This is a genomic window from Pseudorhodoplanes sp., from assembly GCF_059499825.1.
Genome location: NZ_JCABZI010000005.1, coordinates 120,303 through 139,935, shown reverse-complemented (window position 1 = coordinate 139,935; position 19,633 = coordinate 120,303). Strand labels below are relative to the sequence as shown.

At 64.0% G+C, this 19,633-nt stretch carries 19 protein-coding genes; 16 read left to right on the top strand and 3 right to left on the bottom strand.

Annotated elements, in window-relative coordinates; all coding sequences use genetic code 11:
- The first annotated feature begins 68 nt into the window (after positions 1–68).
- From AC5I5I_RS07755 to AC5I5I_RS07740, 4 genes are all read left to right on the top strand, one after another.
- A complete protein-coding gene (locus tag AC5I5I_RS07755; RefSeq protein WP_495971600.1) occupies positions 69–626 on the top strand; it encodes a histidine phosphatase family protein in 558 nt (185 codons plus the stop codon).
- A gap of 141 nt (positions 627–767) precedes the next feature.
- A complete protein-coding gene (locus tag AC5I5I_RS07750) occupies positions 768–1,055 on the top strand; it encodes a hypothetical protein (RefSeq protein WP_495971598.1) in 288 nt (95 codons plus the stop codon).
- Positions 1,056–1,229: 174 nt separating this feature from the next.
- A complete protein-coding gene (gene bchI / locus AC5I5I_RS07745) occupies positions 1,230–2,255 on the top strand; it encodes a magnesium chelatase ATPase subunit I (protein ID WP_495971596.1) in 1,026 nt (341 codons plus the stop codon).
- Complete coding sequence (locus AC5I5I_RS07740) at positions 2,252–3,973, top strand: magnesium chelatase subunit D (protein ID WP_495971594.1); 1,722 nt, start codon at positions 2,252–2,254, stop codon at positions 3,971–3,973. Before bchI ends, AC5I5I_RS07740 begins: the two co-directional genes overlap by 4 nt.
- A gap of 103 nt (positions 3,974–4,076) precedes the next feature.
- Here the strand turns inward: AC5I5I_RS07740 and AC5I5I_RS07735 are convergent, their stop codons facing one another.
- A complete protein-coding gene (locus tag AC5I5I_RS07735) occupies positions 4,077–4,439 on the bottom strand; it encodes a hypothetical protein (RefSeq protein WP_495971592.1) in 363 nt (120 codons plus the stop codon).
- A gap of 179 nt (positions 4,440–4,618) precedes the next feature.
- Between AC5I5I_RS07735 and AC5I5I_RS07730 the strand changes: the two genes are divergently transcribed.
- From AC5I5I_RS07730 to AC5I5I_RS07695, 8 genes are all read left to right on the top strand, one after another.
- Positions 4,619–5,545 (top strand): alpha/beta fold hydrolase, encoded by a 927-nt coding sequence (locus AC5I5I_RS07730; RefSeq protein WP_495971590.1) that lies wholly within the window; start codon positions 4,619–4,621, stop codon positions 5,543–5,545.
- A gap of 89 nt (positions 5,546–5,634) precedes the next feature.
- The gene (locus AC5I5I_RS07725; RefSeq protein WP_495971588.1) at positions 5,635–6,537 is read left to right on the top strand and encodes an alpha/beta fold hydrolase; all 903 of its coding nucleotides are present in this window, start codon (positions 5,635–5,637) and stop codon (positions 6,535–6,537) included.
- A 55-nt stretch (positions 6,538–6,592) separates the two neighbouring features.
- Positions 6,593–7,390, top strand: a complete 798-nt coding sequence (locus AC5I5I_RS07720) for an HAD-IA family hydrolase (protein WP_495971586.1) — start codon at positions 6,593–6,595, stop codon at positions 7,388–7,390.
- A 129-nt stretch (positions 7,391–7,519) separates the two neighbouring features.
- Positions 7,520–9,445, top strand: coding sequence for a 1-deoxy-D-xylulose-5-phosphate synthase (gene dxs, locus AC5I5I_RS07715; RefSeq protein WP_495971584.1), 1,926 nt, complete (start codon positions 7,520–7,522; stop codon positions 9,443–9,445).
- A 12-nt stretch (positions 9,446–9,457) separates the two neighbouring features.
- Positions 9,458–10,354 carry an alpha/beta fold hydrolase BchO gene (gene bchO / locus AC5I5I_RS07710; protein WP_495971582.1) on the top strand — a complete coding sequence of 299 codons (897 nt, stop codon included), beginning with the start codon at positions 9,458–9,460 and terminating at the stop codon, positions 10,352–10,354.
- Positions 10,355–10,356: 2 nt separating this feature from the next.
- Positions 10,357–11,895, top strand: coding sequence for a phytoene desaturase (locus AC5I5I_RS07705; RefSeq protein ID WP_495971580.1), 1,539 nt, complete (start codon positions 10,357–10,359; stop codon positions 11,893–11,895).
- Positions 11,870–12,931, top strand: coding sequence for a phytoene/squalene synthase family protein (locus AC5I5I_RS07700; RefSeq protein WP_495971578.1), 1,062 nt, complete (start codon positions 11,870–11,872; stop codon positions 12,929–12,931). The genes AC5I5I_RS07705 and AC5I5I_RS07700 overlap by 26 nt, the downstream gene beginning before the upstream one ends.
- Positions 12,932–12,950: 19 nt before the next feature.
- Positions 12,951–13,091 carry a hypothetical protein gene (locus AC5I5I_RS07695; protein ID WP_495971576.1) on the top strand — a complete coding sequence of 47 codons (141 nt, stop codon included), beginning with the start codon at positions 12,951–12,953 and terminating at the stop codon, positions 13,089–13,091.
- On the opposite strand, the gene AC5I5I_RS07690 is transcribed toward AC5I5I_RS07695, so the two are convergent.
- Complete coding sequence (locus AC5I5I_RS07690) at positions 13,088–13,936, bottom strand: hypothetical protein (RefSeq protein WP_495971574.1); 849 nt, start codon at positions 13,934–13,936, stop codon at positions 13,088–13,090. The two genes, AC5I5I_RS07695 and AC5I5I_RS07690, sit on opposite strands and share 4 nt — an antisense overlap.
- Before the next feature lie 26 nt (positions 13,937–13,962).
- Positions 13,963–15,531 carry a 1-hydroxycarotenoid 3,4-desaturase CrtD gene (crtD, locus tag AC5I5I_RS07685; RefSeq protein ID WP_495971572.1) on the bottom strand — a complete coding sequence of 523 codons (1,569 nt, stop codon included), beginning with the start codon at positions 15,529–15,531 and terminating at the stop codon, positions 13,963–13,965.
- A 49-nt stretch (positions 15,532–15,580) separates the two neighbouring features.
- On the opposite strand from crtD, the gene AC5I5I_RS07680 reads away from it, so the two are divergent.
- The 4 genes from AC5I5I_RS07680 (at position 15,581) to AC5I5I_RS07665 (ending at position 19,615) form a co-directional block, all read left to right on the top strand.
- Positions 15,581–16,447 (top strand): polyprenyl synthetase family protein, encoded by an 867-nt coding sequence (locus AC5I5I_RS07680; protein ID WP_495971570.1) that lies wholly within the window; start codon positions 15,581–15,583, stop codon positions 16,445–16,447.
- Positions 16,444–17,610 (top strand): methyltransferase, encoded by a 1,167-nt coding sequence (locus AC5I5I_RS07675; protein ID WP_495971568.1) that lies wholly within the window; start codon positions 16,444–16,446, stop codon positions 17,608–17,610. Before AC5I5I_RS07680 ends, AC5I5I_RS07675 begins: the two co-directional genes overlap by 4 nt.
- Before the next feature lie 86 nt (positions 17,611–17,696).
- Positions 17,697–18,629: a chlorophyll synthesis pathway protein BchC gene (bchC, locus tag AC5I5I_RS07670; RefSeq protein WP_495971566.1), complete on the top strand. Its 933-nt coding sequence runs from the start codon at positions 17,697–17,699 to the stop codon at positions 18,627–18,629.
- Positions 18,629–19,615 (top strand): chlorophyllide a reductase iron protein subunit X, encoded by a 987-nt coding sequence (locus AC5I5I_RS07665; protein WP_495971564.1) that lies wholly within the window; start codon positions 18,629–18,631, stop codon positions 19,613–19,615. The genes bchC and AC5I5I_RS07665 overlap by 1 nt, the downstream gene beginning before the upstream one ends.
- The last annotated feature ends 18 nt before the right edge of the window (positions 19,616–19,633 follow it).

Here is a 19,633-nt window from a genome sequence, read left to right as displayed (position 1 = left end):
TTTACCGCTATCGCGCAGCTAGACAGCAAGCGGGCAACTGCGCGCGGCAGAAGAGATGCGATCGCAACATGCCGACGAACAAAATTATGGTCATTCGACACGCGGAGAAGCCTGTGCATCGAGGGCCAAAGGGCGTTGACGCGAATGGAGAGCCCGACGCGGAGTCGCTGACACCACAGGGCTGGCAGCGGGCCGGGGCGCTTGTTCGGTTCTTCGCACCTCGCGATCATGACCCGTCCCCGCCGCTTGGCCGGCCCAAACATCTCTTTGCCGCGAAGGCAAATTTGAAGAGAGACGCTCACAGCAAGCGTCCCTATCAGACGATCGCTCCGCTTGCGGCCCATCTCAAGCCTGCGGCAGGCATTGATGATTCGCTGCGAAAAGACGAACTCAAGGCGTTGATCACCAAAGTGACGAGCGTCGATGGCACTGCGTTAGTGGCATGGGAGCACGAAAATATTCCGCCGATGGCAAGGCTTCTCGTACCCGAGACCGCGGCGGTGCCGGATTGGCCGGAGGATCGCTTCGACATGGTGTGGGTTTTCGATCGGGTGGATTCCCGCTGGCACCTCACCCAGGTCCCGCAGCTCTTGCTCGCAGGAGATCGAGCTGAGCCTTTCAGCTGAGTCCAATCTGTGTTGCACGACACCCTCTCTCGCATGAGGATGGCCCGCGCGCGTGGCCCAGCGTGGCTCGCAGACCGGCCACGCGGAACGAAATCGCAGGCGCCGACTTAAGCCTCCAAATCACACACAAGGAGGCTGTCAATGAATCATGACACTTCGCGCATGCCGACCGATCGCTCGACTGGCGGCGGCCTAACCGAAATCCTCGGTCTCGCGGCCGTTGCGCTGGTCGCCATGGGGCTGCTTGCGTTTGGCTATAACACGCGCGAGAGCAATACCCAGACCGCAAGCGGCGGCGAAATGTCGATTCAGGCCGAAAAACCCGTCGCGCCCGATCGCGTCGCGCCGACCGATACCACGCCGCCGCCGACCACTTCGACCACCGGGCAGGGGGATTCGGCCGGCGAGCAGAAGGCGCCGCGGCAGTAAAACCCGAACAGTGATCAACAAAGAAGTGTCAATTTGAATTGACACTTCTTTTGTCACCTATTTATGATGCGGCATGGACCTGCATGCCGAATACGTCCGGGACCACTCGGCAAAGCTGAGACGCTTTTGCCTGGAGACGCGACGCGCGCAGCCGGCATCGGACCGGAGCTAGCGATGCGACCGGTATTCCCATTCTCAGCGATCGTCGGTCAGGATGAGATGAAGCTCGCGCTTCTGATCGCGGCGGTCGATCCGTCGATCGGCGGCGTGCTGGTTTTTGGCGATCGCGGCACTGGCAAATCGACGGCGGTTCGGGCGCTTGCAGCGCTGTTACCCAAAATGCGCGTTGTGGTGGGCTGCCGATATCAGTGCGATCCCGGCGCCAACGGTTCGGGATGCGCGGAGTGTCAGGAGCGTGCACGCCAGGGGCCGCACAAGAGCAAACTCGCGCCCGTGCCGGTGGTCGATTTGCCGCTGGGTGTCACCGAGGATCGCGTGGTCGGTGCGCTCGATCTGGAGCGCGCGCTGAGCCAGGGCGTGAAGGCGTTCGAACCGGGGCTGCTCGCACGCGCGCATCGCGGCTTTCTTTATATCGACGAGGTCAACCTGCTGGAGGACCACATCGTCGACCTGTTGCTCGACGTCGCCGCTTCGGGCGAGAACGTGGTCGAGCGCGAAGGACTGAGCGTGCGGCATCCCGCACGATTCGTCCTGATCGGGACCGGAAATCCGGAAGAAGGGGAGTTGCGCCCGCAATTGCTTGATCGCTTCGGGCTTTCGGTCGAAGTCCGGACCCCGTCCGATATCGCGACCCGCATCGAAGTGGTCCGACGTCGCGACGAATTCGACCAGGCGCCGGCTGCGTTCATGCAGAAATGGGTCAAGAAGGATGAAGCGGTTCGCCGGTCGCTGCAAGCGGCGCGCGCACGGCTTTCGTCGGTCACCATCAGCGACCAGGCGCGCGAGCGCACAGCACGGCTGTGCATGGATCTCGGTACCGACGGTTTGCGTGGAGAACTGACCCTGATCCGCGCGGCACGCGCCATCGCCAGTCTCGACGGACAGAAAAGCGTCGGCGACGATCAACTCCGGCGTGCTGCACCGATCGCATTGCGTCATCGGCTACGCCGCGATCCGCTCGACGAAGTCGGCTCGACGGCGCGGATCGATCGCGTCATGGCCGATATGTTTGAGGCATGAGAGCGCAAGCCGCGCCCGTCTGCAACGATGCGGCGTTGGCCGCATGCATTTTTGCTGTCGATCCGGCTTCGCTTGGTGGCCTCGTCGTTCGGTCGCCAGCCAGCGAGGGTCGCGGCCACTTCATTGCGGCGATCCGGGCGATGATGCGTCCGGACATGCCGGTTCGGAAAATTCCGCCTTCGATCGATGACGATCGGCTGCTGGGCGGGCTCGACCTTGCGGCGACGCTGCGGTCGGGCCGCCCTGTGCTGGCTCGCGGCGTGCTGGCGGAATGCGATGGCGGCGTGATCATGATTCCGTCGGCGGAGCGCATATCGGCGTCCTTGGCTGCACGGCTTGGCGCAGCGCTCGATGGCGGCGGCATTGTCATCGAACGGGAGGGGCTGACCGAGCGGGTTGCCTGCAGCCTTGGCCTGCTTCTGCTCGATGAAGGGATCGGCGCCGATGAAGGCGCGCCTGCCGCGCTGCTCGACCGCCTGGCGCTGTTCACTGCGATCGACGGTTTGTCCGATCTTGGCTCGATGCCGTTCGATCGCGAGACCATCGAGGCTGCCCGCGGCCGCGTGCAGCATGTTCATGTCGACGAACGCATGATGGGCGCTCTCGCCGAGGCGGCGGCCGTATTCGGTGTGGACTCGAGCCGCGCCTGGACCTTTGCGCTCCGGGTGGCGCGGATCCATGCGGCACTGAACGGCCGCATGGCCGTTTCTGCGGAGGATGCGGGCGTTGCCGCGAGACTGGTGCTCGCGCCGCGCGCAACCATCATCCCCGCTCCGCAGCAGGAAGACGAAACACCGCCGCCGCCAGAGGACAATAACGAGCAAAGCGAAACAGATAACGCCGAGCGGCCCGACGCCGAACGCGAGATGGTGCTGGAGGCTGTGCGGGCGGCCATTCCGCCCGGTCTGCTGGAGCGGCTGGGGCAACCCAATGTCAGCCGGACACGCAGCATGAATGGCGGCCGGTCGGCCAATCTTCGCGCATCGCTGCGGCGCGGGCGGCCGGCGGGGACCCGGGCAGGCGATCTCAAGCCGGGCGTTCGGCTCAATCTCGTCGAGACCTTGAAGGCTGCCGCGCCGTGGCAACGCCTGCGCGGCGGTGGATCGGGCTCTCGCGTGCAGGTACGGCGCGACGATTTCCGCATCGTTCGCTTCAAGCAGCCTTCCGAAACGCTGACGATATTTCTCGTCGATGCGTCCGGGTCTTCCGCATTTCATCGTCTCGCCGAAGCCAAGGGCGCTGTCGAATTGCTGCTTGCCGACTGCTATGTGCGCCGCGATCAGGTCGCGCTGCTGGCTTTTCGGGGACAGGGTGCCGACCTTCTGCTGCCGCCGACGCGCTCGCTGACGCGCGCCAAGCGCTCGCTTGCCGAATTGCCGGCGGGCGGCGCCACGCCGCTGGCGACCGGCCTCGACCAGGCCTGTCTCACCGGACAATTGGCAATCCGGCGCGGCCAGACGCCGCTTCTTGTCATTCTCACCGATGGGCGCGGCAATATTGCGCGCGACGGTGGTTCCGGCCGCGAGCGTGCGGAGGCCGATGCGCTGGCAGCTGCGCGGAACCTGCGATCGACCGGAATCAGCGCGTTGCTGATCGATACATCCCAGCAGCCGCATCCGGCGTCGCGGCGGCTCGCAGAGGAAATGCACGCGCGCTATCTGCCATTGCCCCGTGCCGATGCCGCAACTCTGTCGCACGCCGTGCGTTCAGCTCTGTGATGGGTGAGCAAGGCTGTGCTGTCGGAATGTCCAAATGGCTTGTTGAATGCACGGAGCGCGGATATCCGCAAAAGGTTTTTGCCGTGCCTAGGGGGACAATCGGCTATTTCGGGCGGCGCGCGTGAATATCGCGCAATGCCTGTTCTGCATTCTTGTTGTGCGGATTTTCGCTGTCATCCCGGTAGACTACCGGATCGAACTTTCTCTGGAAGTCTTCAGGTGAAAAGACCTCGAGCTCCTGTCTTGAGCCCGACCAATAGACGATCCAGTCGCCATCTTCGACCGTCACTTGTCCGTACGCGGTCGTTATCCGAAGCCGGCCGTCATGATGTCTCACCTGCCCGGAGAGGCGATGCCTGGTGTCGGATATCGCCAGGCGAAGCCAGCTTGGCCAGACGTCCGGCATCTCCGATTCATTCCAGCGGTGAGCTTCGCATCGCTGAGGTTTCGTTTGGTATTCGCCCAAGTCATTCTCCCAAAGCCGTGCTCCTCGATATTTTTTTTGAGACGATAGAAGGATCGTTCGCAGGCGCATTGATGGACATCAAAGTGAACGTCAGCGTCCAACGGGACGCGGCGTTGCTCTCGGTCGCGTCATTCGGTTGCCTCCGTCATACCCGTCGGCTGATCGAGCGAGGCGCGTGATTGAAACTTGCAATCGTCTCAACGCTCTGCCTGCTCGTGGTCGCTGGCGCGATCATTGGTGTGTGGCTGTGGACTCCGGACCGTCCAAGAGCTGCGTTGCAGAGCAAATACCAGGCGTCGGCTGCGGACATCGTAAGCGTGGAGAATGTTCGCCTCCATGTTCGGGACAGTGGTGCGAAATCCGCGCCATCGGTGATCATGCTGCATGGCTTCGGGTCCAGCCTGCACACCTGGGAGCCATGGGCCGAGGCGCTTCAGAACGAATATCGCGTGATACGACTCGACTTGCCGGGGTCCGGCTTGTCGGAGCCTGATCCAACAGGGCGATATGACGATCAGCGCACGATGGATCTCATTCTGGCTCTGATGGATCATCTCGGCGTTGCCAGGGCGGCTCTCGTTGGCAACTCGATCGGCGGGCGCATTGCCTGGAATTTCGCGGCGCATCATCCGGAGCGGGTGACAAAGCTTGTGCTGATTTCCCCCGATGGCTTTGCGAGCAGAGGTTTCTCGTATGACAAGAAGCCCGATGTGCCGGCCATGGCGCATGTCATGCGCTACATCTTGCCAAAGTCGATGGTCCGCTCGAGCCTGGCGAAAGCTTATGGCGATCCGTCCCTGCTGACCGATGGCACCGTCGATCGCTATTATGAACTCATGCTGGCGCCCGGCAGCCGGAACGCGCTGATTGCGCGAATGGAGCAGACAATCTTGCGGGACCCCGTACCGTTGCTGCGTCGGATTCAGGTTCCGGTCCTGCTGATCTGGGGCGACCGGGACAAGATGATTCCGGTCGGCAATGCAGCGGATTATGTCCGCGAAATGCCGCAGGCCAAGGTCGTGACGTTTCCCGCGCTGGGTCACGTGCCGCATGAGGAAGCGCCGGCGCAGTCGCTGGTGCCGGTCAGGGCGTTTCTCGCAACATGAAGACGCGCCGGCACAAGCGTCATGGCCGTGTGAGCATGCCGCTGCACTGTGTGATACGATGACTTTTCTTACGATCCCCGAGGGTTTGAATGACGCCTGACTTGCCGAACGCCCTGACCGGACAACGCATCGCGCTTTCGTCGCCTGTCGGCCCGCTTAGTTATTATCGGGACGGCGAGCCGGATGCGGCTCCGCTGCTTCTGGTCCACAGCATTAATGCCGCCGGTTCGGCCTACGAAATGAAGCCGGTTTACGATCACTTCCGATCGAAGCGCGCCGTCTATGCAATCGATCTTCCGGGTTTCGGATTTTCCGACCGGTCGGACCGGCCTTACGACCCGCGCATGATGACCGATGCGGTTCACGCAATGGCCGGACGCATTCGCTCGGAGCATGGTGACAAGCCGATCGACGCGATCGCGTTGTCTCTCGGCACCGAATTTCTGGCACGCGCGGCGGCGGAGCGGCCGGAGCAGTATCGCACACTGGGTCTGATCAGCCCGACCGGAATGGACAGCCGCGGGCCATATGATGACGCGCCTGGCACGACGCGGGGCATGCCGTGGCTCTACGCGTTCTTTCGCAATCCGATCTGGAGCAAAGGCTTCTTCGATCTGCTGAGCTCGCGCACGAGCATCCGCTTTTTCCTGAAAAAGACCTATGGCAGGGTGGAGATCGACGAAGATCTGCTGGACTACGATTACCTGACAACGCACCAGCCCGGCGCGCGCCACGCGCCCTATCGATTCGTTTCCGGCTATCTGTTCAGCAAGGACATCACGCGGATCTATCGCTCGCTCGCCATGCCGGTCTTCGTTGCGCACGGCGTGCGCGGCGATTTCGTGGACTACAGCGGACTGAAGGAATTTGCGGCCAGACCGAACTGGACCATTGAGCGGATGCAGACTGGCGCCTTGCCGCATTTCGAAATGCGTCAGGACTTCATGCGGCGCTATGAGGCATTTCTCGCGCGTAACATAACGGTGCAGTGAATCTGAACGCCGCATCTTCGGCAGGGAGTGACTTCTTTTACAACCGGAGGCCGCGATGGCACTCGAAGCGCTCATATTCGATCTGGACGGGACCTTTGTTGATACCGACGAACTGCATCGCCGCGCGTTCAATCAGGCCTTTCTCGAATTCGAACTCGGTTTCGACTGGAAACCCGATCTGTATGAGAAGCTTCTCAGCGTGTCCGGCGGCGCGGATCGCATCAGGCATTTCATCGACGGCGCGCCGCTCTCGCAGGAGCAGAAGCTCGCGCTTCATGCCGTCGTTCCGGCCGTGCATCGCGAGAAGACTCGCATTTACGGAGAGATGCTGTCGGACAACGCAGCCAAGCTGCGTTCGGGTGTGCGGCGGCTGATGGGCGAGGCGCGGCAGGCAGGATTGCGGATCGGCGTGGTCGCGACTTCGGCATCGGCCAACATGCAGCCCCTGATACTGTCGGTGCTCGGACGGGAAGGCGCGTTGGATATCCGGGCCTTTGTGTCCGCCGATCGTGTGTCCCGGAAAAAGCCTGCACCCGACATCTATCTGCTGGCGGCATCGATGCTCGATGTGCCGCCCGAGCGCTGCGTCGCCTTCGAGGACTCAACCAATGGCGTACTGGCGGCGAAAGCGGCCGGAATTTTCACGATCGCGACCCCCAGCCGCTGGACCCGCTCGCAGGATTTTTCACGTGCGGATATCTGCCTGAGCGAACTCGGCGAGCCGGATGCCCCACTCGGACCGGCGGATGCTATCCGGCTCGGCGGCGCAGGCTTTGTCGGCCTCGCGCAGGTGAAGGCTCTATACGCCAGGCGCGAGGATGCTGCGGTGCAGCGTCATCCCGATCGGAACTAGTGTCAATTTAGAGTGACACTATTTGTGTCAGACGTTATAGTCATCCCTGACGAGGTTGGCTGATAGTTGGCCTTCGAACAGGGAGATCGCGGCCGGGCCTTAGCGGCGGCGGAAGCGATCACGGCAGACATGTCTGACCGGAGCGACTTTTCACGGCTGCTGGACCGGATCGATATCCCGGAGGATCTGCGAAGTTTGCAGGAAGGCGACCTGCGTCAGGTCGCGGACGATGTGCGCGACGAGTTGATCCGTGCGGTGGCGGTGACCGGTGGTCATCTCGGTGCCGGGCTCGGCGTGGTCGAACTGACGGTCGCGCTTCATTATGTGTTCGATACGCCGCACGACCGGTTGATCTGGGACGTCGGCCATCAGGCCTATCCGCACAAGATTCTGACCGGACGGCGCGATCGCATTCGCACGCTTCGCCAGGGCGGTGGGCTGTCAGGCTTCACCAAGCGCGCGGAGAGCGAATACGACCCGTTCGGCGCCGCGCATTCGTCGACGTCGATTTCCGCCGGGCTCGGCATGGCGGTTGCCCGCGATCTGCAGGGCGAGAAACGCAACGTCGTCGCCGTCATTGGCGACGGCGCGATGTCGGCCGGCATGGCTTATGAAGCCATGAACAATGCCGGCGCGATGGATTCTCGGCTGATCGTCATTCTCAACGACAACGACATGTCGATCGCGCCGCCCGTTGGTGCGATGTCGGCCTATCTTGCGCGCGCGATATCGGGGCGCACCTACCTGTCGGTTCGCGAGGCGCTCAAGCGCATCTCGAAAACCTTCCCGAGCTATTTCGCCGGACAGGCCGCCCGGACCGAAGCCTTCGCGCGCAACTTCTGGACCGGCGGATCGCTGTTCGAGGAACTCGGCTTTTATTATATCGGCCCGATCGACGGCCACGATTTCGCCCACCTGCTGCCGGTGCTGAAGAATGTGCGCGATGCGCCGAACGGTCCGATCCTCATTCATGTGGTGACGCAGAAGGGCAAGGGCTACGCACCGGCCGAAGCCGCGGCCGACAAGTACCACGGCGTCGTGAAGTTCGACGTCGTGACAGGCAAGCAGGCCAAGGCGCAGAGCCATGCGCCATCCTACACCAAGGTCTTCGGCGAAAGTCTCGTCAAGGAGGCCGCGAAGGACGACCGCATCGTCGGCATCACCGCGGCGATGCCGGCCGGCACCGGCCTCGACATGTTTCAAAAAGCATTTCCGAAGCGCTTCTTCGATGTCGGCATCGCCGAGCAGCATGCCGTGACCTTTGCCGCCGGGCTCGCCGCCGACGGCATGAAGCCGTTTGCGGCGATCTATTCGACCTTCCTGCAGCGCGCTTACGACCAGATCGTGCACGATGTCGCGATCCAGAAACTGCCGGTGCGGTTTGCGCTCGATCGCGCAGGGTTGGTCGGCGCCGATGGTCCGACACATGCCGGATCGTTCGATCTTGCCTATCTCGGCTGCCTGCCGGGCTTCGTCATCATGGCGGCCGCCGACGAGGCGGAGCTTGTGCATATGGTCGCGACCGCCGCTGCCCATGACGACGGACCGCTCGCGTTGCGCTATCCGCGCGGCGACGGCGAGGGTGTCGCCATGCCCGAGGCCGGCGTGCCGCTGGAGATCGGTCGCGGCCGGATCGTCAGCGAAGGCACGACGATCGCACTTCTTTCGCTCGGCACCCGCCTTGCGGAATGCCGAAAGGCCGCGGCTGAACTGGCGCGCGCCGGGCTCTCGGTCACGATCGCCGATGCACGCTTTGCCAAGCCGATCGATACCGATCTGGTCCTGCGGCTGGCGCGCGAGCACGAAGTGCTGATCACGATCGAGGAGGGCGCCGCGGGCGGCTTCGGCGCGCATGTGCTGCAGCTTCTGGCCCGGCATGGTGCGCTCGATCACGGGTTGAAGATCCGCAGCATGGTGCTGCCGGACATCTTCATCGATCAGGACAGCCCGGCGGCGATGTACGCGACCGCAGGGCTCGACAGCCGCGGAATCGTTGCGACCGCGATCGAAGCGCTAGGGCTCGATCGTGCGGCGCTGTCGCGGTTGCGCGCGTGAGAATCGTGAGGGATGCGATCGAGCTTGAATTGGGAGCGCTACGGGCATGACTGGCCGAACCGTGAGGCGAGCCGCTTCGTCCGCGCCAGTGGAATGCAGTGGCACGTCCAGGTCATGGGCGAGGGGCCGGCGCTGTTGCTGCTTCACGGCACCGGTGCGAGCACGCATTCCTGGGCGCGACTCATGCCGTTGCTCGCCTCCGGCTTTACCGTTGTCGCCCCCGATCTGCCCGGCCAGGGATTCACGCAGGCGCCGCCGAGCGAGTTTCTCTCGCTTCCCGGGATGGCGCGCGCGATCACGGGCGTGCTGCGCGAACTCGACATCGCGCCCGACGTTGCTGTCGGGCATTCGGCGGGGGCGGCGGTGGCGATCCAGATGACATTGTCGCGCCAGATCACGCCGCGCGCGATTGTCAGTCTCAACGGCGCGCTGCTGCCGCTTGGCGGAATGGCCGGTCAGATTTTTGCTCCGCTTGCGAAGCTGCTCACCGTGATGCCCTTCGTCTCCGAATTGTTCTCCCGGCGCGCGCGCGATCCGCAGGCGATCGAGCGCATGATCGAGCAGACGGGCTCGACGCTCGACGCGCGTGGCATCGAACTCTACCGCCGCCTCGCCAGCAATCCGGCGCATGTGGCTGCTGCGCTGGGCATGATGGCGAACTGGGACCTGCGTTCCTTCGCAGCGGCGCTGCCGCGGCTGAAGGTGCCGCTGACGTTGGTCGTGGGCTCGCAGGACCGCACCATTCCGCCGTCGCAGGCCGAGCGCGTGCATGAAATGCTGCCGCAATCGAAGATCGTGACGCTGTCGGGGCTCGGCCATCTCGCCCATGAAGAGCGGCCGGAAGAATGTGCTGAGATCATCCGCAACGCGGCGCGCGATGCGGGTGTCGTGCCGGCGGGGACGGGATAGCCATGCTCGATATCACCAGCTATCGCGGGACAATCGAGACAGGCCATGACGGCCGGCCGCATGCCATCGTGATCGGTTCCGGCTTTGGCGGACTGGCTGCCGCGATCCGGCTCGGCGCGCGCGGCTATCGTGTCACCGTGCTGGAGCAGCTCGACGCGCCCGGCGGCCGCGCCTGCGTGTACCGGCAGGACGGATTCACCTTCGACGCCGGACCGACCATCGTCACCGCGCCGTTCCTGTTCGAGGAATTATGGGCGATGTGCGGCCGCAGTTTTGCCGACGACATCGATCTGCGGCCGGTCTCGCCATTCTACCGCATCTGCTTTCACGACGGCGACAGCTTCGATTACTCGGGCGATATTGAAGCGATGGAGCGCGAGATCACGCGGCTCGCACCGGGCGATCTCGACGGCTATCGCGCCTTCATGAAGCTGAGCGAAGCCACCTATCGCACCGGATTCGAGCGGCTCGGCCATGTGCCGTTCGGATCGATTGCCGACATGGTTCGCATCCTGCCCGATCTGCTGCGGCTGCAATGCTTCCGCTCCGTCCATGGCGAGGTCGCGCGCCATGTCCGCAGCGAGAAATTGCGACAGGTCCTCAGCTTCCATCCGCTGCTGATCGGCGGCAATCCGTTCAGCGCCACGTCGATCTATTGCCTGATCGCATTCCTGGAACGCGAATACGGCGTGCATTTCGCCATGGGCGGCACGGGAACACTGATCGCCGGCATGGTGCGGCTGATCGAGGGGCAGGGCGGCACAGTTCGCTGCAACGCGCCAGTCCGCCAGATCGCCGTCGACAACGGTACCGCAATTGGCGTCGAACTCGCAGACGGCACATTCCTGCCGTCGGACATCGTGATCTCAAACGCGGATTCCGCCACCACCTATCGCAGTCTGGTCGCTCCGCGTTTCCGCAAGCGCTGGACCGATCGCAAGATCGAGCGCGCGCGCTATTCGATGAGCCTGTTCGTCTGGTATTTCGGGACCCGCCGTACATATCCGGACGTGCAGCATCACACCATCATGCTGGGTCCGCGCTATCGCGAATTGCTGTCCGACATCTTCGATCGCAAGACCCTTGCCGACGACTTCAGCCTCTATCTGCACCGGCCGACCGCGACCGATCCGTCGCTTGCACCGGACGGCTGCGATGCGTTCTACGTCCTGTCGCCGGTGCCGCATCTCGATGCCGGTATCGACTGGAGCGAAGCCGCGGATCCCTATCGCGCGCGCATCGCCCGCTATCTCGGCGAAACGCTCCTGCCGGGTCTGCAGAGCGAAATTGTCACCTCGCGCCTGCTGACCCCGCAGGATTTTCAGGATCGCCTGTCATCGTTCCGCGGTGCGGCCTTCGGGCTCGAGCCAGTGCTGACACAGAGCGCGTGGTTCCGTCCGCATAACAAGAGCGAAGACATCGACCATCTCTATCTCGTCGGCGCCGGCACGCATCCCGGAGCGGGGCTGCCCGGCGTCCTTTCTTCCGCACGCATACTCGACACGGTGGTGCCCGATGCCATGGTTTTTGCCGAACGCTAGACCGATAACGCCGTCCGACATCGACGATTGCCGTGAGCGGCTGCGCGGCGGATCGCGATCGTTTCACGCGGCCTCGCTGCTCCTGCCGGAGCGGTTCCGCACGCCGGCCGCCGAACTCTATGCGTTCTGCCGCGAGGCCGACGACCTCATCGACAGCGCCGGTTGCCGGGAAGCCGGCTATGCGGTTGCCTTGCTGCGCGAGCGGCTGGATCGCATCTATCGCGGCGTCCCCCAGAACCGGGTGGCGGATCGCGCTTTCGCTGCCGTTGTCGAGCGGCATGCCATTCCACGCGGTTGGCCCGAGGCCTTGCTCGAAGGCTTTGCATGGGACGCGGAGGCGCGGCGCTACGAGACCATCGAAGAGGTGGAGCAATATGCCGCGCGCGTTGCCGGCTGCGTCGGCATGATGATGACCCTGATCATGGGACGCTGCGATCCTGCGACGCTTGCACGCGCGGCCGATCTCGGCATTGCGATGCAACTGACGAATATCTGCCGCGACGTGGGCGAGGATGCGCGCGCGGGCCGTGTTTATCTGCCCCTGGCATGGTTGCGTGACGCCGGCATCGACCCCGACCGGATGATCGAACGGCCGGCCTTTTCGTCCGGACTAGGCGATGTGGTCCGCGCCGTGCTGGCGCATGCGGACCGCCTCTATCGGCGTGCGGCGCCCGCCATTGCCGCGTTGCCGGCGTCGTGCCGGCCCGCGATACATACCGCGCGGATTCTTTATGCCGAGATCGGGCGCGAAATCGAGCGACAGGGGTTCGACAGCGTCTCGCAACGCGCCGTGGTGCAGCCGCGGCGCAAGCTCGAGGCGCTGTTCCTCGGCTTGCCCGCAATCGCGTTGAGTTCGCGCAATGCCGCCGGCCCCGCGTTGCCGGCCACCCAGTTCCTGCTTGATGCGATGCCGACCGGCATCAGCCGCGAGGCTGCTCCGCCGTGGTACCGGGTGCGCGATCGCGCAGTCTGGGTGATCGACCTGTTCGAGCGTCTGGAGCGAGAGCGGCGGGCCCAGATGCAAAGGGCGGGGTAGAAGATAGCGGGATGGTGCGTTGGAGAACTACCTCGGTTTCATTGAGGCGGGTTTCGTCCTGCTGGTTCTGATCGGTGTTGGCGTGGTCGAGCTTGCCGGCCGCCATTTCGACAGGAAGTACAAGGACGCGTCGACGAAAAAGTCGAAGGCCGAGTCCTAACCTCGGCCCTTCCATCCGGTTCGCCGCGGCATCCGGAACGGCAGCATCGCCTGCACCCAGCGCGATGCGAAGCGATCGAGCGAGAGGCTTTCATGCATGCCGGTCGCGCGCTCGCCAAGCAGCCGCGCCGTCACCACGGATCGCGCATAGAAGGGCGTGTCTTCCAGCGTACGCGCGGTGGTGTCGTCGGCTGAGTCCGAGCACAGCTCGCGGGATACGCGCCACGCCGTGTGCGGCAAGGCGACGGAAGCTGGCGGCTCGAATCTCTCCACGCCGTCCTGGGTGTGTCGCAAGGCCAGCGAGACCGGCTGTCCTTTCCGGGGTACCGTGTCATAGACGATGGCGTTGCCATTGCTCAGCGGAAAGCGGGCCCAGTTCCACCGCGCGAAATCGCTTTCAAGCGGCGCTGCGCCGCGATTGTGATCGAAGTAACCATGCCCGGTCCAGGACACGTCCGGGTCGGACATGTCGACCTCGATACGCGCCGACGGCATTACCGGTCGCCAGACATGCCGGCCGGCTGGGTCGATACGGTAATCCTGGTGTCCCAGGATGTCCGGCCGCAGCCGAATCGAGCCGCGCAGCCGAAACGGAATCGGCACGCATGTTTCGTCGATCCGGATCGCAAGTTCGTTGCCGTCATCGGTGACGTTGCTGCGTCCGATGCACAGGTGGCGGTCGGAACGCCACAGCGCGTCGCGGTCGCGCTCCGTCATCGCCCATCGCTTGCCGCGCGGACTGTAGAGAACGGCATTGATCGCGCAATAGTCCACGGGGTCGGTGTCGCCACGCCGCCGCGCGCGCGCATAATAGGGCGAGAACACGCTGCCGATGAATGCGATCACCGTCAGTCCATAGCGGCCATCGTCGCTCAGGCCATCGACATACCACCACGCATAGCCGTTGTGCGGGACCGGCTGGCTGAACTGAGATCCTGCATCAAGGCTTGCGCTGCCAGTCTCCCCGAGATCGCCGCCATCGGCACGCCCGGTCCCGGATGCACGCTGCCGCCCGCGAGGTAAAGCCCCGGGATCCGGCTGCGTGCTCCCGGCCGGCGGAACGACGCCATCCAGCCGTGCGACGCCTGGCCGTAGAGTGCTCCGCCCGTCGCCGGATAATCCCAGTCGAAATCCTGCGGCGTCGTGACTCGCATTGCCGTCGGCGACGTCGAAACGGTCAGTCCGCATTGCTCCAGGCGAAGGAAGGTCCGATCGCGGCATGACTCGATCTCCAGGTTTGACGCGCGGTCGCCGGTAGGCGGAGCGTTGATCAGAATGAGAAGCCGCTCCGGACCTGCGTCTTTCGCACCGGCATCGTCGCGGTCCTGCGCGCAGACATAGACCGTTGGATCGGCAGGCACGCGCCGGTGCACGAAAATGTCGTCGAACTCGGCGCGGTAATCGCCGGAGAAGAAGACATTGTGCCGCGTCAGCGGGAAGCCACGGGTTTCGAACAGTCCGGTCCAGGTGACGGCTGACAGCGAGCGATGACGTTTGTCGATTTGCGGCACTGCGCGTGCGATGTCCTTACCCAGATGGCCATCGGCAATCGCCGCGGCATCCCCGTTGAATACGACGGCATCTGCCGGATGCCACTCGTCGTTTTCGAGCGTGATCCCGGACACCCGGCCATGGGCTGCGGTAATGTCGCGGACGCCGCAATTGTAGTGAATGCGCACGCCCTTGCGCTCCGCGAGCGCCGCAACCGCCTGCGCGAGCCGATGCATGCCACCCTCGACGCTCCATACGCCATCCTGCTCTGCATGCGCGACCAGCATCAGCGTCGCCGGCGCATGAAACGGGGACGAGCCGCAATAGGTCGCATAGCGCCCGAACAGCTGACGCAGCCGCGGGTCGTGAAAGTATTTGCCGAGTTCCTGCCACAGGGTGGTGAAGGGCGAGATGCGCATCAGCTGCGGCAGGCCGCTCGCACCCGACGCCGTCACCAGTCCGAACGGCGAGGGACGCTGCGCGCGCATAAAGGTGCGGTCGAGTGTGTGGAAAATCTGCCGGGCCCGTTCGCAGAAGGCGAGGAAGCGGCGCGCTTCGGCGGCGCCTACTAATTCCCCGATATTCGCCGACGATTGCAGAATGTCTGCCGACAGATCGAGCGAACAACCGTCCGACCAGGCGTGTCTGGCCAGAATATCGAGCGGCCGCAGCGTGACGTGATCGGAAAGCGCCGCACCGGCGTCCGCGAACATCTCTTCGAAGACATGCCGCAAGGTGAAGACGGTCGGCCCTGCATCCACCGGAACATCGCCGAACATCGCTGCGCGCAGCTTGCCGCCCGGCGCCGAACTGCGCTCGAACACCGTGACCTGCAGGCCCCGGTTGGCCAGGTCCAGTGCCGCGGCAAGACCGCCGATCCCGGCGCCGATGACTGCCACCTTCTCCGTCGCCATGCTGTCAACCTCGCGAATGTAATTATAACTTGACATTTTAAAGTGACAATTAAAGATTACACAGCAGCCGCGAAGGAGCATCGCCATGGATGCCGTCAGCCGGATTGAAACTGCCCTGACCAGCGCCCTCCAGCGGGCCGATGGTCCCTCCTGTCCACCCAAGCTTATGGCAGCGATGCAGCATTCGGTCTTTCCGAAGGGGGCTCGCGTGCGGCCGCGCCTGTGCCTTGCGGTCGCTGCCGCATGCGGCGACGACAACCCGATAGCCACCGATATTGCCGCGGCCTCGATCGAATTGCTGCATTGCGCGTCCCTGGTTCACGACGATCTGCCATGCTTCGACGATGCCGATACGCGGCGCGGTTTTCCCACCGTGCACCGCGTGTATGGCGAACCGCTTGCGGTGCTCGCGGGTGACGCACTGATCGTGCTGGCCTTTGAGAATCTGGCGCGGTTGTCCTTCACACCGCAGCGCATGACTGCGTTGCTGACGATCGTTGCGCGCGCCGTCGGTGCGCCGGGCGGTATCGTCGCCGGGCAGGCGTGGGAATGCGAGCCGAAGGTGGATCTCGCGCATTATCATCGTGCCAAGACCGGATCGCTGTTCGCCGCTTCGACCTGTGCCGGTGCGGCTGCGGCGGGAGGCGATCCGCATCAGTGGCGGGAGCTTGGCGAGACGCTGGGCGAAGCCTATCAGGTTGCCGACGATCTGAGCGACGCCGTCGCCGAGCCCGACGAGTTCGGAAAGCCGATCGGTCGCGATCTCGCGCTGGGCCGCCCGAGCGCAACCCGCGAACTCGGTGTCGAAGGCGCAATGTCGCGGCTCGAACAACTGGTCGCGCGTTCGATTGCGTCGATTCCGGCTTGCCCGGGTGCCGGCGATCTGCGCGCGCTGATCATGCTTGAAGCCAAGCGCCTGGTGCCGAAGAGCCTCGCCCGGCACGCAGCGTGACCGCCAAGGTCACCCGTCATGGCGCCGCCGGTACGTCCGGTGGCGTCGAAAGCCGCTTGTCGGTTTCGGATCGCCTGTATGCGCTGCGCGACAGATGTCTCGAAAGTCCTTATTTTCAGCGGCTTTGTAGCTCCCTGCCGATCGCGCGGCGGATCGCCAATCGCGAAGCGAACACCTTGTTCGATCTGTGCGCGGGCTTTGTGTATTCGCAAATCCTGTCCGCTTGCGTCGAGCTCCGGCTGTTCGAGATCCTGAGAAACGGTCCGCTGCCGGCACGGGAGCTGGCATTGCGGATAGGCCTTCCCGAAGAGGCCGCGATGCGTCTCCTGCGTGCCGCGGCAGCGCTGCGGCTGGTCGAACGCCGCAGCGGCGACCGATTCGGCCTCGGCATGCTGGGTGCGGCATTCAACGGCAATCCCGCGATCGGGGCGATGATCCGGCATCATGCCATGCTCTATCGCGATCTGGGCGATCCGGTCGCGCTGTTGCGCGGCGAGGTGAAAACCGAATTGTCTCGCTACTGGGGGTATGCCGACAAAGATCGCAACAACGATCTCGATGCCGGCGATGTGGCACCCTACAGCGCGTTGATGGCGGAATCCCAGGCCCTGATTTCTGACGATATCCTCTCTGCGTATTCGTTGCGAACCCACCGCTGCCTGCTGGATGTCGGCGGCGGCGAGGGGGCTTTTGTTGCCGCTGCCGCCGCTCGCTATCCGGGTTTGCGGGTCCGGCTCTTCGACCTTCCGGCGGTCGCTAGCCGCGCGCAAGCGTGCTTCGAGCGGGAGGGTTTCCGCGATCGCGCGGAAGCGTTTGGCGGAAGCTTTCTCTCCGATCCCTTGCCGCGCGAAGCCGATGTCATATCGCTCGTTCGCGTGCTGCACGATCACGACGACGCCGCGGTGATGCAGGCGTTGCGCGCGGTCCGCGATGCCTTGCCCGATGACGGTGTGATTCTCATCGCCGAGCCGCTGGCCGGCACGTCCGGGGCCGAGTCGATGGGCGACGGCTATTTCGGATTTTACCTGCTGGCGATGGGGCAGGGGCGCCCGCGTACCGCCAAGGAACTTTCCGACATGCTTTCGAAAGCGGGCTTCAGACGTATCCGGCAACACCGCACACGACGCCCGCTACTGACCGGTGTCATGACCGCTTGTCGATAATGTGTAAATAATGATTGACACTTTAAAACGTCACTCTAGACTTACAGTCACAAATTCCCCTGGGCCATAAGGCCGGGAGCCTGCGGATGGACACGATTGCGGTCGTCCTGAGCGAACCTGAGAAACTCCAGCTCAGTCGGGTTGATCTCTTGCCCCCGGCGGAGACCGACATCGTGGTCGAGGTCGAATGGAGCGGCATCAGCACCGGCACCGAGCGATTGTTCTGGTCCGGCCGCATGCCCCCGTTTCCGGGAATGGGATATCCCCTCGTGCCTGGTTACGAATCGGTCGGCCGCGTTTCATCTGCCGGCGCGAATTCAGGAATTCATGTCGGCCAGCGGGTCTTCGTTCCTGGCGCCAAATGTTTCAAGGATGTGCGCGGCCTGTTCGGCGGCGCTGCCTCCCGGATTGTCGTGCCTGGACAGCGAGCCACGCCCGTCGATGAGCGATGGGGCGAGAAGGCCGTTCTCCTCGCATTGGCCGCGACCGCGCAACACGCGCTGGGCGCCGGGCCTGCACCAGATCTCATCGTCGGTCACGGGGTGCTTGGACGTCTCCTCGCCAGGCTCTGCCTAGTGGCCGGCGGTGAGACCCCAACCGTGTGGGAGTCGCGTGCCGACCGCCGGACCGGCGCCGACGGCTATCGCGTGATCGCACCTGAAGATGACACGCGGCGCGACTATCGGGCGATCTACGATGTCAGCGGCGACAGCGCGCTGCTCGATCAACTGATCGCACGGTTGGCGCCGGGCGGCGAGGTTGTGCTGGCGGGGTTCTACGATGCGCCGCTCAGCTTCTCGTTTCCGGCCGCATTCATGCGCGAAGCGCGTATCCGGGTGGCCGCGGAATGGCGAGGCGACGACCTCGCAGCGGTCCTGAAATATCTCGATGCCGGCAGGCTCTCACTCGACGGCCTGATCTCCCATCGCCGCAGCGCCGAGGATGCCTCGCACGCCTATCGCGACGCATTCGAAGATCCGGCCTGCCTCAAAATGATCCTCGACTGGAGAGCCCGCTGATGAATGCGCCGACGATGACTGCGCAGCTGCGGGTGGAGGCTTCGGTTTCGCCCGATCCCGTCCATGCGGGCACGGTGACCAAGGAAACGCAGGTCATCGCGATCTACGGCAAAGGCGGGATCGGCAAGAGCTTCACGCTGGCGAACCTGTCCTACATGATGGCGCAGCAGGGCAAGCGCGTCCTTCTGATCGGATGCGATCCGAAGAGCGATACCACTTCGCTTCTGTTCGGCGGGCGCGCATGCCCGACCATCATCGAGACATCGGCCAAGAAGAAGCTTGCCGGCGACGAGGTTGCGATCGGCGACGTCTGTTTCAAACGCGACGGCGTGTTCGCGATGGAACTGGGCGGCCCGGAAGTCGGGCGCGGCTGCGGCGGGCGCGGCATCATTCACGGCTTCGAACTCCTGGAGAAGCTCGGCTTCCACGAATGGGGCTTCGACTACGTGCTGCTGGACTTCCTTGGCGACGTGGTCTGCGGCGGCTTCGGTCTGCCGATCGCACGCGACATGTGCCAGAAGGTGATTGTCGTCGGCTCCAATGATTTGCAATCGCTCTACGTCGCCAACAATGTCTGCTCGGCGGTGGAATACTTCCGCAAGCTCGGCGGGAATGTCGGTGTCGCCGGCATGGTCGTCAACAAGGACGATGGGACCGGAGAGGCGGCTGCATTCGCCGAAGCCGCCGGCATCCCGATCCTCGCTGCGATCCCGGCCGATGACGACATCCGCCGCAAGAGCGCCAATTACGAGATCATCGGAAGACCTGGCGAGCGCTGGGCCCCACTGTTCGAGGGGCTCGCCGAAAGCGTGGCCGTTGCGCCGCCCGTACGGCCAACACCGCTGACGCAGGACGGATTGCTCGCCCTCTTCAAGGGCGATGTCGTCGGTCGCGGAGTCGTGCTCCAGCCGGCATCCATGGCCGACATGTGCGGCGGCACGATCGTCGAGCGTCCGTCGCTCGAAGTCGTCTACGACACGGTTTGAGGATGCAAGGCAAACAGC

Excerpts from the sequence above, each read along its gene's own strand:
- AC5I5I_RS07720 (WP_495971586.1), top strand. The coding sequence starts at position 6,593 with ATGGCACTCGAAGCGCTCATATTCGATCTGGACGGGACCTTTGTTGAT.
- bchO (WP_495971582.1), top strand. The coding sequence starts at position 9,458 with ATGCGATCGAGCTTGAATTGGGAGCGCTACGGGCATGACTGGCCGAAC.
- AC5I5I_RS07705 (WP_495971580.1), top strand. The coding sequence starts at position 10,357 with ATGCTCGATATCACCAGCTATCGCGGGACAATCGAGACAGGCCATGAC.
- bchI (WP_495971596.1), top strand. The coding sequence starts at position 1,230 with ATGCGACCGGTATTCCCATTCTCAGCGATCGTCGGTCAGGATGAGATG.
- AC5I5I_RS07700 (WP_495971578.1), top strand. The coding sequence starts at position 11,870 with ATGCCATGGTTTTTGCCGAACGCTAGACCGATAACGCCGTCCGACATC.
- AC5I5I_RS07665 (WP_495971564.1), top strand. The coding sequence starts at position 18,629 with ATGAATGCGCCGACGATGACTGCGCAGCTGCGGGTGGAGGCTTCGGTT.
- AC5I5I_RS07750 (WP_495971598.1), top strand. The coding sequence starts at position 768 with ATGAATCATGACACTTCGCGCATGCCGACCGATCGCTCGACTGGCGGC.
- AC5I5I_RS07725 (WP_495971588.1), top strand. The coding sequence starts at position 5,635 with ATGACGCCTGACTTGCCGAACGCCCTGACCGGACAACGCATCGCGCTT.
- bchC (WP_495971566.1), top strand. The coding sequence starts at position 17,697 with ATGGACACGATTGCGGTCGTCCTGAGCGAACCTGAGAAACTCCAGCTC.
- AC5I5I_RS07680 (WP_495971570.1), top strand. The coding sequence starts at position 15,581 with ATGGATGCCGTCAGCCGGATTGAAACTGCCCTGACCAGCGCCCTCCAG.
- crtD (WP_495971572.1), bottom strand. The coding sequence starts at position 15,531 with ATGTCAAGTTATAATTACATTCGCGAGGTTGACAGCATGGCGACGGAG.
- AC5I5I_RS07740 (WP_495971594.1), top strand. The coding sequence starts at position 2,252 with ATGAGAGCGCAAGCCGCGCCCGTCTGCAACGATGCGGCGTTGGCCGCA.
- AC5I5I_RS07755 (WP_495971600.1), top strand. The coding sequence starts at position 69 with ATGCCGACGAACAAAATTATGGTCATTCGACACGCGGAGAAGCCTGTG.
- dxs (WP_495971584.1), top strand. The coding sequence starts at position 7,520 with ATGTCTGACCGGAGCGACTTTTCACGGCTGCTGGACCGGATCGATATC.